The organism is Exiguobacterium sp. Leaf196 (assembly GCF_001423965.1).
Classification (GTDB): Bacteria; Bacillota; Bacilli; order Exiguobacteriales; family Exiguobacteriaceae; genus Exiguobacterium_A.
The window spans coordinates 1-15351 of sequence record NZ_LMPV01000008.1; the positions used below are offsets into that span (position 1 = coordinate 1).

The following is a 15351-nucleotide window of genomic DNA, read 5'->3' on the forward strand; positions in this document are numbered from 1 at the left end:
CAAGTGGTCACACCCGTTCCCATGCCGAACACGGAAGTTAAGCACTTGAACGCCGAAAGTAGTTGGGGGCTTCCCCCTGTGAGGATAGGACGTTGCCAGGCAAACGGTGGTTCTGGAGCATACGCTCAAGGGCCGCCGCTTTTTTGTGTCTTTTTGTAGAAAGACACGTATCCATTTTAATGAAGGGACTGAACAGGGATATGGCGAAAAAAACGAAACTACGTGTAGCCGTCGAAGAGAACGAGACGATTGGTGCTTGTTTGGATCGTATCGATGCCATGGGATACCGCCCGACGGTCCGACGAGAAGAACCGATCTTTGGATTAGACGCTAATGGCGAACCGTATCCAATTCGTCAACAAATCGTCTTCGATTGTAAAGTGAAAGAGAATGAGTAACTGCCTAGAGCATCCTCCGATTCATGTGGAGGGTGCTCTTTTCGTTCTTGATTCCATGTGATGCCTTTCAAGAAAATAAACTCCGAATGGACAATCAATGAAATCAGAAAAACCTCTTTTAAAACCGAACGATAAATTTTCAGACAATTAAATTGTTCGCCTTTGGTTGACGCCTTGGGATGGACTTGTTAAGATGAAGTCGTGACAGGATGATTGAATATAAACACCTCGTATAATAGCAGGGATATGGCTTGCAAGTTTCTACCCAACGACCCTAAATCGTTGGACTATGGGGTATATGGATGTTCGTCGATATTTCTTTGGCGTACCTTTTTATACCCTAAGCCACCCTTTTAGCCGTGGTTTGGGCTTTTTTTATGCACAAAGGAGGAAACAGCGATGGGAAATGTAGAAGTCGGCGTCATCATGGGAAGTCAATCGGATTGGGGAACGATGAAACATACATGCGATGTGTTGGAGCAACTTGAGATTCCGTATGAAAAAAAAGTCGTCTCCGCACACCGGACACCGGATCTGATGTTTCGTTATGCTGAATCAGCACGTGAACGAGGACTGAAGGTCATCATTGCCGGTGCAGGCGGTGCCGCTCATCTACCAGGCATGGTCGCCGCTAAAACGACATTACCCGTCATCGGTGTTCCTGTGAAGAGTAAAGCGCTCCAAGGAATTGATTCCTTGCTCTCGATTGTTCAAATGCCAGGTGGTGTACCGGTTGCAACAGTCGCGATTGGAGAAGCAGGCGCAAAAAACGCTGGATTGCTAGCCGCTCAAATTCTGTCGATTCAAGATGAACGACTTGCCCGTAAGCTCGATCATATGCGTGTCGAACTCGAAGGGGACGTCATTGCATCTGGAGGGAACCTACTATGAAGCGAATCGGAATATTAGGTGGAGGTCAACTCGGTCGAATGATGGCACTGTCCGCCCGTAAGATGGGCTTTGAGATTCTGACGCTTGATCCAACAGACAACGCACCGTGTGCGCAAGTGGCGGATCAACACATTCAGGCAGCTTTCACGGATATTGAAGCAGCGAAGCAACTTACAGCTGAATCGGATGTCGTCACCTACGAATTCGAGAATATCTCAACGGAAGTCGCTGAAGCGATCGGAACGAAACTGATTCACGGAACGAATCTCCTCTTTCAAACGCAACATCGAGTTCGAGAAAAAGAGATGATTGAACGCATCGGGCATTCCGTCGCTCCATACTATCCGGTGACAGATCCTGCTGACTTAGAGGAAGCGAAGCAACGACTCGGATTACCGTTCGTCTTGAAGACAGCACGATTCGGATACGACGGAAAAGGACAGACCGTCATTCGGACGGAAGAACAGTTCCAAGCGGCAATCGAACGATTCGAACCGACAGAGTATGTCGCGGAGCAGTGGTTACCGTTTGATCAGGAAATTTCCGTCATCGTGACGCGAAGCGCAACAGAAACACGCGTCTTCCCAGTCAGTGAGAACATTCATCGGGAAAATATCTTGCATCTATCAATCGTACCGGCTCGCATTTCCGAATCGCTCGAACAAGAAGCAATTGCGCTCGCTGAATCGATCGCGGATGCTGTCGGGTTGATCGGTACACTCGCCATCGAGTTGTTCGTCGTCGGTTCTAGACTAATCGTCAATGAACTAGCACCCCGACCACACAATTCGGGTCACTATTCAATCGATGCTTGCGAAACATCCCAATTCGAGCAACATATCCGTGCCATCAGTGGTCTTCCACTCGGTGATACCCGTCTGACGACACCGGTCGTCATGGCGAACATCCTGGGTCAGCATGTCACAGCATTATACGAGGAACTACCGAGACTAAGCGCTCGGACGAAAGTTCACTTATATGGAAAAGCAGAAGCCAAGACAGGTCGCAAGATGGGACATTTAAACATCCTTGCGGACACGGTCGACGATGCTTTGGCAGAAGTCGAACGCCTGTCGATATGGAAGGAGACAGTTCAATGATCGAACGGTATACACGTCCTGAGATGAAAGCGATCTGGACCGAACAAAACAAATTCGAGGCTTGGTTAAAAGTCGAGATTCTTGCGTGTGAAGCATGGAGTGAACTAGGAGTCATCCCGAAAGAGGACGTTCAATTACTTTGGGACAATGCCTCTTTTGATGTCAACCGGATCCTTGAAATCGAACAAGAGACACGTCATGATGTCATCGCCTTTACGCGTGCTGTCTCTGAGACACTCGGAGAAGAACGTAAATGGGTTCATTACGGACTAACGTCAACGGACGTCGTCGATACAGCACTCTCATATCTGTTGAAGCAAGCAAACGACATTCTTGCTGCAGACCTCGATCGATTCATCGACATCTTAAAGGTCAAAGCGAACGAACATAAATATACGGTCATGATGGGACGAACGCATGGCGTACATGCAGAACCGACGACGTTCGGTCTGAAACTAGCGCTTTGGTACGAAGAGATGAAACGAAACAAAGTCCGCTTCGAAGCAGCACGTGAGACGGTCGAATACGGCAAGATGTCAGGAGCCGTCGGAACATTCGCGAATATCGATCCGTTCATTGAAAAATACGTCTGCGAAAAGTTAGGAACGAAACCAGCTCCAGTTTCCACACAGACGTTACAACGCGATCGTCATGCACACTATATGTCGACGCTTGCTCTGATCGCGACATCGATTGAAAAGATGGCAACGGAGATCCGCGGTCTACAAAAGACGGAAACGCGTGAAGTCGAAGAATTCTTCGCTAAAGGTCAAAAAGGATCATCGGCGATGCCGCACAAGCGGAATCCGATTGGCTCTGAGAACATGACAGGTCTTGCCCGAGTCATCCGTGGACACATGGTGACGGCGTACGAGAACGTCTCACTCTGGCACGAACGGGATATCTCGCACTCTTCGGCAGAACGCATCATTCTTCCGGACGCAACAGGACTGCTCAACTACATGTTGAACCGTTTCGGAAACATCGTGAAGAACTTGACGGTCTTCCCGGACAACATGAAGCGGAACATGGACCGGACGTTTGGGGTCATCTTCTCTGGACATGTCTTACTCGCTTTAATCGAAAAAGGCTGGTCGCGTGAAGCAGCGTATGATTTCGTTCAACCGCGTGCGATGCAGGCGTGGGAAGAACAAATCATGTTCCGTGACTTATTGTGGCAAGAACAGGACATTCAACAGCTGTTCACAGAAGAAGAGCTCGATGCGTGTTTCGATCCGACGTACCATACGAGTCGTGTCGATGAAATTTTTGAACGGTGTGGCTTGAACTAATCAACCTGAGACGGGGCATTTGCCCCGTCTACATCTTAGGATCATGGGGGACGAAAGCGATGCAACCACTTTATGAAGGAAAAGCAAAACGATTGTACACGACGCAGGAGCAGGATGTGCTCCGGATCGTCTATAAAGACGAGGCCACGGCATTCAACGGCGAGAAAAAAGAAGTATTTGCTGGAAAAGGCGAATTGAACAACCGATTGACGAGTCATTTCTTTGAAATCCTCGAACAAGCGGGCATTCCGACACATTTCATTGAGCGTGTCTCGGAGCGCGAACAGCTCGTACGTCGTGTCACTATCATTCCACTCGAAGTCGTCGTCCGGAACGTCGTCGCAGGAAGCTTGAGTAAACGGCTCGGTATCGAAGAAGGTACGGTGCTCGAAACACCAATCGTTGAGTTCTACTATAAAGATGATACGTTAGGCGATCCACTCGTCACCTCATCGCACATCAATTTACTGAAGATTGCGACTTCTGAGGAGCTAGAAGAGCTGTCGGACAAAGCACTTCGCGTGAATGAAGTCTTGCAACCTTACTTCCGTCAAAACGGAATCACGTTGATTGATTTTAAATTGGAATACGGCAAGACGGCAGGTGGAACGATTCTACTGGCTGATGAGATCTCACCTGATACATGCCGCCTGTGGGATCAGGAAACTGGAGAACATCTCGATAAAGATGTCTTCCGACGCAATATCGGTTCACTGACAGAGACTTACCAAACACTATTCAATCGCCTAGGGGGAAACACACAATGAAAAAAGTCATCGTATCGATCGCATTACGGGAAAGCATTTTAGATCCACAAGGAGTTGCTGTAAAAGGCGGATTGCAACAGCTTGGTTTTACGGGTGTCGAGAGTGTTCGAATCGGAAAACAGATTGAACTGCTCGTTGAAACGGAAACGACAGAAGCGATGATTCATGAGATGTGTCAAAAACTACTCGTTAACACGGTGATGGAAGATTATCAGATTACGATCGAAGAGGTGACGCCAGCATGAAGTTCGCGGTCATCGTCTTTCCGGGATCGAACTGTGATTTAGATATGTACCATGCGGTTAAGGATGCGCTCGGAGAAGAAGCCGAATACGTCTTCCATACCGAAACATCACTTGAAGGCTACGATGGTGTCCTGTTACCAGGTGGATTTTCCTACGGAGATTACCTTCGTTGCGGGGCAATCGCACGCTTCTCACCGATTATGGAAGAGGTCAAACGTTTTGCAACAGAAGGAAAAACCGTCCTCGGTGTCTGTAACGGATTCCAGATTCTTGTCGAAGCGGGACTCTTACCAGGTGTCTTGCATCGAAATAACGGTTTGAAGTTCATGTGTCGGACGGTCGAACTGAAGGTTGAAAACACGAAGACACGGTTTACATCAGATTATCTGCCAGGCGAGACGATCTCGATTCCAATCGCACATGGCGAAGGAAACTACTACTGCGACGATGCGACTTACGCGATGCTCCAAACGAACGGGCAAATCGCCTTCACATATGTCGATAATCCGAACGGTTCGCGCGGCGATATCGCCGGGATCACGAATAAAGCTGGCAATGTTCTTGGGATGATGCCACACCCAGAACGAGCAGTCGAGCTATTGACTGGCGGAACAGATGGATTGAAACTCTTTACTTCACTCGTCAAACAGGGGGCACACCATGCTAAAACAACAGTCTGAACCAACACCAGAATTGATTCAAGAGCAACGCGTTTATGCCACGATGGGATTAAGTGATACGGAATACCAGATGGTCGTCGATTTACTCGGACGCCAACCGAACTATACGGAAACAGGATTGTTTTCGGTCATGTGGTCTGAGCATTGTTCATACAAGACATCTAAACCGGTCCTCCGTCAATTCCCGACGACTGGACCACGTGTCTTACAGGGACCGGGTGAAGGAGCAGGAGTCGTTGATATCGGTGATGAGCAGGCTGTCGTCTTTAAGATTGAAAGCCACAACCATCCATCCGCTGTTGAACCGTATCAAGGTGCTGCAACAGGCGTCGGCGGTATCATTCGTGACATCTTCTCGATGGGTGCGCGCCCAGTTGCGCTCATGAACTCGCTCCGCTTCGGTCATCTCGGTACACCACGTGTTAATCAACTGTTCGAACAAGTTGTTGCAGGGATCGCGGGGTATGGCAACTGTGTCGGTATTCCAACGATCGGTGGCGAAATCGGATTTGATCGTTCGTATGAAGGAAATCCACTCGTCAATGCAATGTGTATCGGTTTGATCAACCATGCCGATATTCAAAAAGGTCAGGCAAAAGGTGTCGGGAACTCAGTCATGTACGTCGGTGCAGCGACTGGGCGCGATGGTATTCATGGTGCGACATTTGCCTCGGAAGATCTCGGAGAAGATACGGAAGCAAAACGTCCAGCTGTTCAAGTCGGCGATCCGTTCATGGAGAAGCTATTGATTGAAGCTTGTCTTGAGATCGTTGGTCATCCAGCACTGGTCGGGATGCAGGATATGGGCGCTGCTGGACTAACATCTTCTTCAGCAGAGATGGCTTCAAAAGCAGGCATGGGCATCGAGATGCACCTCGATGACGTCCCGCAACGGGAGACAGGGATGACAGCCTACGAAATGATGCTCTCAGAATCACAAGAGCGAATGTTACTCGTCGTCAAACGGGGGCGCGAAGCAGAGATTGAAGCAATCGTCAGCAAATGGGGGCTCCATGCCGTTCACGTCGGAGAAGTCATTGAAGAGAAAGTCTTACGGTTGATCCATCATGGGGATATCGTGGCGGAAGTTCCGGTTGACGCGTTAGCGGAAGAAGCACCAGTCTATGAAAAACCATCTCGCGTGCCTGCGTATTATGAAGAATTTCAAGCGATGGAAGAGACACTTCCAGTCGTCGAGGACATTGTTGAGACATGGCGAGCACTACTCCGTCAGCCGACGATCGCTTCAAAACGCTGGGTCTACGATCAGTACGATCATATGGTCCAGACATCGACGGTCGTCGCACCGGGATCAGATGCAGCCGTTATCCGTGTCCGTGGTACGAACAAGGCACTCGCCATGACGACCGACTGCAACAGTCGCTTCGTCTACTTGGATCCATATGTCGGTGGACAGATCGCCGTTGCAGAAGCAGCTCGTAATATCGTCGCGAGTGGGGCGACACCACTTGCCATCACGGATTGCCTGAACTTCGGAAATCCGGATAAACCAGAAGGCTTCTGGCAGTTGCAGCAAGCAACAGCCGGTATGGCAGAAGCATGTCGTGTCCTTGAGACACCTGTTATCGGTGGAAACGTCTCGCTCTACAATGAGTCAGCTGGTCAAGCGGTTCACCCGACACCGGTCGTCGGAATGGTTGGATTACACGAGCAAACCGAATGGATCACAACGCAACACGTCAAACAAGCAGGTGACCAGATTTATCTGTTAGGTGAAACAACAGCCGAGTTTGGTGGTAGTGAGCTTCAATATATGCAATTCGGTAAATCATTCGGTCGCGCACCACAAATCGATTTAGCAGTCGAACATGCACGCTTACAAGTGTTACAACAAGCAGTACAAGCAGGTGAAGTCAATGCGATGCATGATGTATCAGAAGGTGGTCTCGCAATCGCCCTCGCTGAGATGACGTTTGGAACGAACTTTGGGTTGAAGGTTCAGTTTGATGGACCAACGTTACATCTGTTCAGTGAATCGCAATCACGTTTCGTCGTCACTGTGCCACAAACGCACGTTGCAGCATTCGAACAACGGACCGGTGCTCAAGCGATCGGTGTCGTCACGAACGATGAGCTTCTTGTCATCGAAACGGCAGAGACACGGATCGAAGCAGACCGTTCGACCTTACAGGGAGACTGGGAAGGAGCAATCGCGTGTTATATGACATCAAAGGACTAAATGAGGAGTGTGGCGTCTTCGGGATCTTCGGACAACCGAATGCAGCGCAACTCGCTTACTACGGCTTGCATAGTTTGCAACACCGGGGACAGGAAGGGGCAGGCATCGTCACGAGTGACGGCGACGACCTCTTCCCGCACCGCGGGCAAGGACTGGTGACGGAAGTCTTTTCGGAAGAGATACTGATGAATCTTAAAGGACATCATGCGATCGGACACGTCCGGTATTCGACAGCAGGTGGAAACACACTTGAGAATACCCAACCGCTGCATTTCAAGTCGCGGACGGGAGATCTCGCTCTCGCACACAACGGGAACCTCGTCAACGCGGATTCACTGAAGCATCTACTCGAAGCAGAAGGTGCAATCTTTCAGACGACGAGCGATACGGAAGTCGTCGCCCATCTCGTCAAACGCAGTAAGCTCGATACACTTGAAGACCGGATTGCCGACAGTCTCGCGCGTCTTGTCGGGGCATTTGCCTTCCTCTTTTTAACGGAAGATACGTTATTCGTGGCGGTTGATCCACACGGACTGCGTCCACTGTCACTCGGGAAGACACCGGACGGCGGCATCGTATTTGCGTCAGAGACATGTGCCTTTGATATCGTCGGTGCAGAGTTCATTCGTGATATCGAGCCGGGGGAGCTCGTGACGATCACAGAACACGGCATGTCGTCTCGTCAATACATGCAACCACGCGAACGAGCGATGTGTTCGATGGAATACATCTACTTCTCACGTCCAGATTCAATCATTGATGGCGTCAACGTCCATACGGCCCGGAAAGCACTCGGGAAAAAGATGTATGAAGAAGCACCGGTCGAAGCAGACGTCGTTACAGGGGTACCGGATTCCAGTATCTCGGCAGCGATCGGTTACGCGGAAGCGAGTGGTATTCCGTATGAAATGGGATTGATCAAGAATCGTTATGTCGGACGGACGTTCATCCAGCCGTCACAGGAGTTACGGGAACGTGGGGTCAAAATGAAGTTGTCTGCGTTACGCGGTGTCGTACAAGGGAAGCGTGTCATCATGGTCGATGATTCGATCGTCCGAGGAACGACGAGTCGCCGCATCGTCGGTTTATTACGTGAAGCCGGTGCAACGGAAGTTCATGTCCGTATCACGGCACCACCGATTACGAATCCATGTTATTACGGGATTGATACATCGTCAAAAGACGAGTTGATCTCTGCCCGGTTGATGCCGGAAGAAATCCGTCAAGAAATCGGTGCTGATTCACTTGAATTCCTAACTGTACCGGGTATGGTCGATGCAATCGACCGCCCGTTCGATGGACCATTAAAAGGACAATGTACCGCTTGCTTCACAGGAGAGTATCCGACACCGCTCGGTTCGCTCGAGTTAGAAGCTAAACTTTGATAGATGGGGGAAGAACATGAGCAAACATTACGAAGCAGCAGGTGTGAGTCTGACGGCAGGATATGAGTCCGTCACTCGAATGAAAAAACACGTCGCCCGTTCGATGCGCAAAGAAGTATTAACGGGACTCGGTAGCTTTGGTGCGATGTTCGACCTCAGCCAATTGCAGTTGAAAGAACCGGTCCTCGTCAGTGGGACAGACGGGGTCGGTACGAAACTCAAGCTTGCCTTCGCACTCGAACAACACGATACGATCGGGATCGACTGTGTTGCGATGTGTGTGAACGATATCATCGTCCAAGGTGCAGAACCGCTTTATTTTCTCGACTACATCGCGCTCGGTCAGGCGATTCCAGCGAAGATCGAACGAATCGTCGCCGGTGTTGCTGAAGGATGTGTCCAAGCGGGCTGTACGTTGATTGGTGGTGAGACGGCAGAAATGCCAGGGATGTATGCGGATGGCGAATACGACATCGCTGGTTTTGCCGTCGGTGCCGTCGAGAAGCAAAAATTGATTACCGGTGACAAGGTCGCAGCAGGCGATGTCATTCTCGGTCTTGCTTCGTCCGGTGTCCATTCGAACGGCTTTTCACTTGTCCGTAAAATTGTCGCCGAGAGTGGCCTTAGCTACGAAGATGAAGTCATGATGCTCGGTCATACACTTGGTAATGCGCTTCTCATGCCGACACGTATCTACGTCGAAGCGGTCAAAGCTGCCCTTGAGACGGAAAAGATTCAAGCGATGGTCCATATTACAGGTGGCGGTTTCTACGAAAACGTACCACGCGTCTTGCCAGAGGGTCTTGGTGCATCGTTTGATCCGAAAAAGTGGCCGACGTTACCGGTCTTCGACTGGCTCGAGCAAGCAGGTGATCTGCCACGACATGACATGTATAATGTCTTCAACATGGGGATTGGTTTCATGTTGATCGTCAAACCGGAAGATGTCGTGGAAGTAACAACACGTCTCGCTCGTGAAAATGAGACGGCGTACGTGATTGGTCACGTGACCGATCAAGAAGGTGTCCGGATTCAAGGGGTCGACGCATGAAGATCGCCTGTTTTGCATCAGGAAGCGGTAGTAATGTCGAAGCACTTTTTGAAGCAATCGAGGCAGGGACGTTACATGCCTCGATCGAACTAATCGTCTGCGACCAACCGGACGCAACAGTCATCGAGCGAGCAAAACGACGTGGATGTGACATCTTCGTCTTTCGAGCAAAGGACTATCCGGATAAACCGAGCTTTGAGCGGGAGATCATCGCTCGTCTTGAAGCAAAAGGTGTTGAACGGATCATCCTTGCCGGGTACATGCGTTTGATCGGGGAAGAGTTGCTCGGACGATACGCAGGGCGAATTGTCAACATTCATCCGTCGCTGCTTCCGGCGTTCCCGGGAAAAGATGCGATCGGACAAGCGTTTCGTGGCGGAGTTAAAATCACAGGTGTTACAATTCATATAGTCGATGAAGGAATGGACACAGGACCCATCATGGCTCAAGAAGCCGTTCGGATTACAGAAGAGATGACGCGTGAAACGTTGCAACAAGCGATTCAGCGTGTCGAACATAGACTGTATCCGCAAGTCATCGAAGAGTGGATGAAAGAGGAGGCAAACGTATGAGAGCGTTAATTAGTGTGTCGGATAAAACAGGGATCGTCGAACTAGGACGAGCGTTTCATGAAGCAGGGATCGAGCTTGTCTCGACAGGCGGAACACATCAAGCATTAGAGGAAGCTGGGCTTCCGGTCATTGGTATCAGTGAAGTCACACAATTCCCAGAGATGCTCGATGGACGTGTCAAGACACTTCATCCGATGGTCCACGGTGGACTACTTGGTCGTCGTGATCTTGAATCCCATCGCGAACAGATGGCTGCGCAACAGATTCAACCAATTGATTTCGTCGTCGTCAATTTGTATCCGTTCAAGCAGACAGTTTTACAAGAAGACGTTGCTTATGCGGATGCGATTGAGAACATCGATATCGGTGGTCCAAGCATGTTGCGATCTGCAGCGAAGAACCACGCGGCTGTGACGGTCGTCGTCGATCCAGCTGATTACGAAACAGTCGTTGCTGAGGTTCGTGAAGGTGGAACAACGTTTGAGACACGCCAACGTCTTGCAGCGAAAGCCTTCCGTCATACAGCGGCGTACGATGCGTTGATCGCGGATTATTTCTTGACGCAAACAGGCGAGAAGTTCCCGGACCAGTTGACGATCACGCTTGAGAAAGTCCAGGATCTCCGTTACGGAGAAAATCCACACCAAGAAGCAGCCTTTTATAAAACACCAATTTACCGTGGGGCTTCCCTCGCTTCAGCGAAACAGTTGCATGGTAAAGAGTTGTCGTATAACAACATCCAAGATGCGAACGCTGCACTCGAAATTCTCGACGAGTTCCGCGAAGCAGCAGCCGTCGTCGTCAAACACATGAACCCGTGTGGTGTTGCCGTCGGTCCAACGATCGGAGAGGCATTCCGTCGCGCGCATGCAGCCGATCCGGTTTCAATTTTCGGAGGCATCGTCGCCTTGAACCGTGAAGTCGACCTAGAGACAGCAGAACAACTAAGCGGTATCTTCCTTGAGATCATCATTGCCCCGTCCTTCACGGAAGAAGCCTTCGCCTTATTGTCAGCGAAAAAGAACATTCGTCTGCTTGAACTCGACGTCAAACGTGTCCAAGCGATCCGCTATACAGCAGTTGCCGGCGGTATGCTCGTCCAAGACAGTGACGATGAGACATTAGATGATGCAGCAGCACGTGTCGTGACAGACCGCAAACCGACAGCAGCGGAATGGGAAGACTTGAAACTCGCATGGCGCGCTGTCAAACACGTCAAGTCGAATGCGATCGTTCTCGCAAAAGACGAAGTAACCGTCGGTGTCGGTGCAGGACAGATGAACCGTGTTGGTTCAGCGAACATTGCAATCACGCAAGCTGGAGAAAAAGCGATCGGCGCGTCCCTTGCTTCCGATGCCTTCTTCCCAATGGGCGATACGGTCGAAGCGGCAGCAGCAGCTGGTATTACAGCAATCATTCAACCAGGCGGCTCGATTCGCGATCAAGAGTCGATCGATGCATGTAACCAACACGGCATCACGATGGTCTTTACGAACGTTCGACATTTCAAACACTAAGCGGAGGCGATTTGAATGAAGGTATTGGTGATTGGTAAAGGAGGGCGTGAACACGCGCTCGTCTGGAAGCTGGCACAGGATGAACGGATCGAGACAGTGTATGCTGCGCCTGGGAATGCCGGGATGACACAAGCTACATGTGTTCCGATCGCCGAAAATGCCATCGATGAACTCGTGGCGTTCGCACAAGACGAACAGATTGATTGGACGATCGTCGGACCAGAAGGACCACTCGTTCTCGGGGTCGTTAACGCCTTTCAGGCAGCGGGACTGCAGGTTTTCGGACCGACACGGGAAGCTGCGGCAATCGAGGGAAGTAAGCAGTTCGCGAAGGAATTGATGGCGCGTGCCGGTATTCCGACCGCTGCTCACGCCGTCTTTACTTCAGCAGCAGAGGCAGAAGCGTATGTTCGCAAAGCGGGTGCACCGATTGTCATCAAAGCCGACGGCCTCGCTGCCGGAAAAGGGGTCACGGTCGCAGAAACTGTGGACCAGGCACTTGCAGCGATCCACGATACGTTTGCCGGGGAGTACGGGCAGCAAAGCCGCGTCGTCATCGAAGAGTGTTTGGTCGGGGAAGAGTGTTCGTTAATGGCGTTCGTCCACGAAGAGACGGTCATTCCGATGGTGTTGTCGCAAGATCATAAACGGGCATTTGACGGTGACTTAGGTCCGAACACAGGAGGAATGGGCGCGTATTCACCGTTACCTCAGTGGGACGAAGCAGCGTTGACGACAGAAGCTGTTGATCGCATCATACAGCCGCTCGTCGATCAGATGGCAAGCGAAGGAATACCGTTCACTGGCTTCCTCTATGCCGGTCTGATGTTGACGAAACAAGGACCGTTCGTCATCGAGTTCAATGCTCGGTTCGGTGATCCGGAAACGGAAGTCATTCTCCCACGCTTAGAGACACCGTTACTTGATGTCATCAGACCACTGATGGACGGACAGACACCAGAAGTCGTTTGGACGGACCAAGCAGCTGTCGGTGTCGTCGTCGCTGCAGAAGGATATCCAGAAGCGCCAAAAACGGGACAAATGATTCCACTCGATCAGATCGGGGATGCCCTTCTCGTTTTTCATGCCGGAACAGCAGAACAATCCGGTCAACTTGTCTCAGCCGGTGGACGTGTCCTCGTCTGTGTCAGTCTTGCAGAGACGATCGAGCAAGCTGTCGAACAGGTCTATGCGAACTTACCAGACGTAACGGATCAGCCATTCTTTTACCGAACTGATATCGCTCAAAAAGCCTTTCGTTCCTCACATGAATCATGATAGTTGAACCAGACGCACTCGACAGAGTCTCGTCTGGTTTTTTTATTTCTTGGCGAAGTGCACGAAAAGATTTGTCTTCCATGGCGAATTTGTGTTATTTTGACCAAATGAATCCGGAACGGGGCAAAACTTCTTGAAACTTACTTAGCAACATTTTAGTATAAGAACTATAAGAAAGCGTTTTCAATAAAATAAAGGAGGTCGAGCTTTCGTGAAAAAAAATTGTGGAAGATCCCCTTGGACGAAATCTGAAGTACGAACACACCAAGCGGTCATCAGCGGAAAGCTTGCACCGACACTTGTCATACAGAATGCCACTTACCTAAATCATGGCGTCAAAGCATGGCGGACGGCGAACATCTGGATCAGTGGCGACCGGATCGTCTATGTCGGTCCAGAGATGCCGGAACAAGCCGATGCCTACCATGATGCGACAGGTCAATATATCGTACCCGGTTACATTGAACCTCATGCCCATCCGTTTCAACTTTATAATCCAGCGAGTCTTGCAAAATTCGCAGCAGAGCGAGGAACATCGACCCTCGTCAACGACAACATGTTGTTATTATTAGAGCCGACGGAGCAAGCGTTTGCTCAAGTCGAGGCGCTAGCGGACCTACCGACCTCGATGTACTGGTGGGCACGACTCGACGCGCAGACCGAGCTTGATGCCGATAGTATCTCGATCGATAATCGCCGGATTCAAGCATGGCTCAAACATCCACAAGTCATCCAAGCGGGTGAGTTGACGGGATGGCCACGTCTCTCGCAAGGGGACGATGAACTGCTCCACTGGATGCAGGATGCGATCAAACTTGGAAAACCAATCGAAGGTCATTTCCCTGGTGCTTCAGCGAAGACGCTGACAAAGATGGCGCTGTATGGTGTGACGAGTGATCACGAGGCAATGACGGTCGAAGAAGCGATGACACGTCTTGAACTTGGTTATACGACGACGATTCGTTATTCATCGATTCGTCCGGATCTACCGGATATCTTTAAGGGGCTTGTCGAAGCGGGATTGACGCAGTTCGATAAGGTACTAGTGACAACAGATGGTTCGACACCCTCCTTCTATAAAGCGGGCATGATGGATGAGACGATCCGACTGATGCTCGAGGCAGGCATTCCGGTCGAAGAAGCGTACCGGATTGCGTCATACAATGCAGCGCGTCACTTTAATCTCGATCATCTACTCGGAAGTATCGCGCCAGGACGGATTGCACATCTCAATTTCCTTGAGGCAAAAGATGCTCCGACACCTGTCGCTGTACTTGCGCGCGGCATATGGGTCCGTCAAGCCGACATTCCATGTTACCCAGCAGAAGCGCTTGATGCTGCTTATGCCCTTATGCCACGATCAGAAGTCCAGATTTCCTTAACGGAGCAGGATTTTTCATTCAGCATGCCGGTTGGTCTTGAAATGGTCAATTCCGTCATCATGAAGCTCTATCAAGTCGAGCATGACACGAGTGTACCTATGCTACCAGCAGGTTGCGATGAATCCTTCCTGATGCTACTGGACCGCGAAGGGAAGTGGCGTTTGAATACCGTCTTGAAGAACTTTGCGACACAAGTCGGAGGTCTCGTCAGTTCGTACTCGATTAGTGGTGATATTTTGATGATCGGTAAATCAAAACGAGATATGCAAGTCGCGTTTGAGCGGATGAAAACATTTGGCGGTGGAATCGTTCTCGTCGAAGACGGAGAAGTCATCGCTGAAGTTCCATTGACCTTAATGGGGCAGACGTCCGACTTACCACTCGAGGATTTGATCGTTCAAGAAACCGCTTTACGGGAGGCATTATTTGCCCGTGGATATGCCTTTGAAGATCCGGTCTATACGTTGCTATTCCTAGCGTCGACACATCTACCATATGTGCGAATCACACCACAAGGTATTTACGAAGTCCTTCGGAAAAAAGTCCTTTTCCCGGCGATTTTGCGATGATGCTTGAATTTTAAAACGTCGCGC

Annotated in this window: 14 protein-coding genes, 1 rRNA gene and 1 riboswitch; all 15 genes read left to right on the plus strand. The window is 50.3% G+C overall.

What is annotated here, in order from left to right; all coding sequences use genetic code 11:
* Nucleotides 1-101, plus strand: a 5S ribosomal RNA gene (rrf, locus tag ASG02_RS10805); the annotation flags it as partial.
* A 99-nt stretch (nucleotides 102-200) separates the two neighbouring features.
* Nucleotides 201-398 carry an NETI motif-containing protein gene (locus tag ASG02_RS10810; RefSeq protein ID WP_023467064.1) on the plus strand — a complete coding sequence of 66 codons (198 nt, stop codon included), beginning with the start codon at nucleotides 201-203 and terminating at the stop codon, nucleotides 396-398.
* A gap of 208 nt (nucleotides 399-606) precedes the next feature.
* A riboswitch (purine riboswitch) is annotated at nucleotides 607-708 on the plus strand.
* A gap of 89 nt (nucleotides 709-797) precedes the next feature.
* Entirely contained in the window at nucleotides 798-1289 is a 492-nt protein-coding gene (purE, locus tag ASG02_RS10815) for a 5-(carboxyamino)imidazole ribonucleotide mutase (protein WP_056063378.1), read from the plus strand.
* Nucleotides 1286-2389 carry a 5-(carboxyamino)imidazole ribonucleotide synthase gene (purK, locus tag ASG02_RS10820; RefSeq protein ID WP_056063381.1) on the plus strand — a complete coding sequence of 368 codons (1104 nt, stop codon included), beginning with the start codon at nucleotides 1286-1288 and terminating at the stop codon, nucleotides 2387-2389. Before purE ends, purK begins: the two co-directional genes overlap by 4 nt.
* Complete coding sequence (purB, locus tag ASG02_RS10825; RefSeq protein ID WP_035398969.1) at nucleotides 2386-3681, plus strand: adenylosuccinate lyase; 1296 nt, start codon at nucleotides 2386-2388, stop codon at nucleotides 3679-3681. Before purK ends, purB begins: the two co-directional genes overlap by 4 nt.
* Nucleotides 3682-3740: 59 nt before the next feature.
* Nucleotides 3741-4448 carry a phosphoribosylaminoimidazolesuccinocarboxamide synthase gene (gene purC, locus ASG02_RS10830; RefSeq protein WP_056063385.1) on the plus strand — a complete coding sequence of 236 codons (708 nt, stop codon included), beginning with the start codon at nucleotides 3741-3743 and terminating at the stop codon, nucleotides 4446-4448.
* On the plus strand, nucleotides 4445-4693 hold the full coding sequence (purS, locus tag ASG02_RS10835; RefSeq protein WP_023467069.1) for a phosphoribosylformylglycinamidine synthase subunit PurS: 249 nt from the start codon (nucleotides 4445-4447) through the stop codon (nucleotides 4691-4693). Before purC ends, purS begins: the two co-directional genes overlap by 4 nt.
* Entirely contained in the window at nucleotides 4690-5373 is a 684-nt protein-coding gene (purQ, locus tag ASG02_RS10840) for a phosphoribosylformylglycinamidine synthase subunit PurQ (RefSeq protein ID WP_035412283.1), read from the plus strand. The genes purS and purQ overlap by 4 nt, the downstream gene beginning before the upstream one ends.
* Nucleotides 5354-7573 (plus strand): phosphoribosylformylglycinamidine synthase subunit PurL, encoded by a 2220-nt coding sequence (purL, locus tag ASG02_RS10845; protein ID WP_056063388.1) that lies wholly within the window; start codon nucleotides 5354-5356, stop codon nucleotides 7571-7573. Before purQ ends, purL begins: the two co-directional genes overlap by 20 nt.
* Nucleotides 7549-8958: an amidophosphoribosyltransferase gene (gene purF, locus ASG02_RS10850; protein WP_056063682.1), complete on the plus strand. Its 1410-nt coding sequence runs from the start codon at nucleotides 7549-7551 to the stop codon at nucleotides 8956-8958. Before purL ends, purF begins: the two co-directional genes overlap by 25 nt.
* 16 nt (nucleotides 8959-8974) lie before the next feature.
* Nucleotides 8975-10009 carry a phosphoribosylformylglycinamidine cyclo-ligase gene (gene purM / locus ASG02_RS10855; RefSeq protein ID WP_056063391.1) on the plus strand — a complete coding sequence of 345 codons (1035 nt, stop codon included), beginning with the start codon at nucleotides 8975-8977 and terminating at the stop codon, nucleotides 10007-10009.
* Entirely contained in the window at nucleotides 10006-10581 is a 576-nt protein-coding gene (gene purN, locus ASG02_RS10860; protein ID WP_056063393.1) for a phosphoribosylglycinamide formyltransferase, read from the plus strand. The genes purM and purN overlap by 4 nt, the downstream gene beginning before the upstream one ends.
* The gene (gene purH, locus ASG02_RS10865) at nucleotides 10578-12098 is read left to right on the plus strand and encodes a bifunctional phosphoribosylaminoimidazolecarboxamide formyltransferase/IMP cyclohydrolase (RefSeq protein WP_035412295.1); all 1521 of its coding nucleotides are present in this window, start codon (nucleotides 10578-10580) and stop codon (nucleotides 12096-12098) included. Before purN ends, purH begins: the two co-directional genes overlap by 4 nt.
* 15 nt (nucleotides 12099-12113) lie before the next feature.
* Complete coding sequence (gene purD, locus ASG02_RS10870; RefSeq protein ID WP_056063396.1) at nucleotides 12114-13376, plus strand: phosphoribosylamine--glycine ligase; 1263 nt, start codon at nucleotides 12114-12116, stop codon at nucleotides 13374-13376.
* 211 nt (nucleotides 13377-13587) lie between these two features.
* The gene (locus ASG02_RS10875) at nucleotides 13588-15327 is read left to right on the plus strand and encodes an adenine deaminase C-terminal domain-containing protein (protein ID WP_056063398.1); all 1740 of its coding nucleotides are present in this window, start codon (nucleotides 13588-13590) and stop codon (nucleotides 15325-15327) included.
* Nucleotides 15328-15351 lie beyond the last annotated feature (24 nt).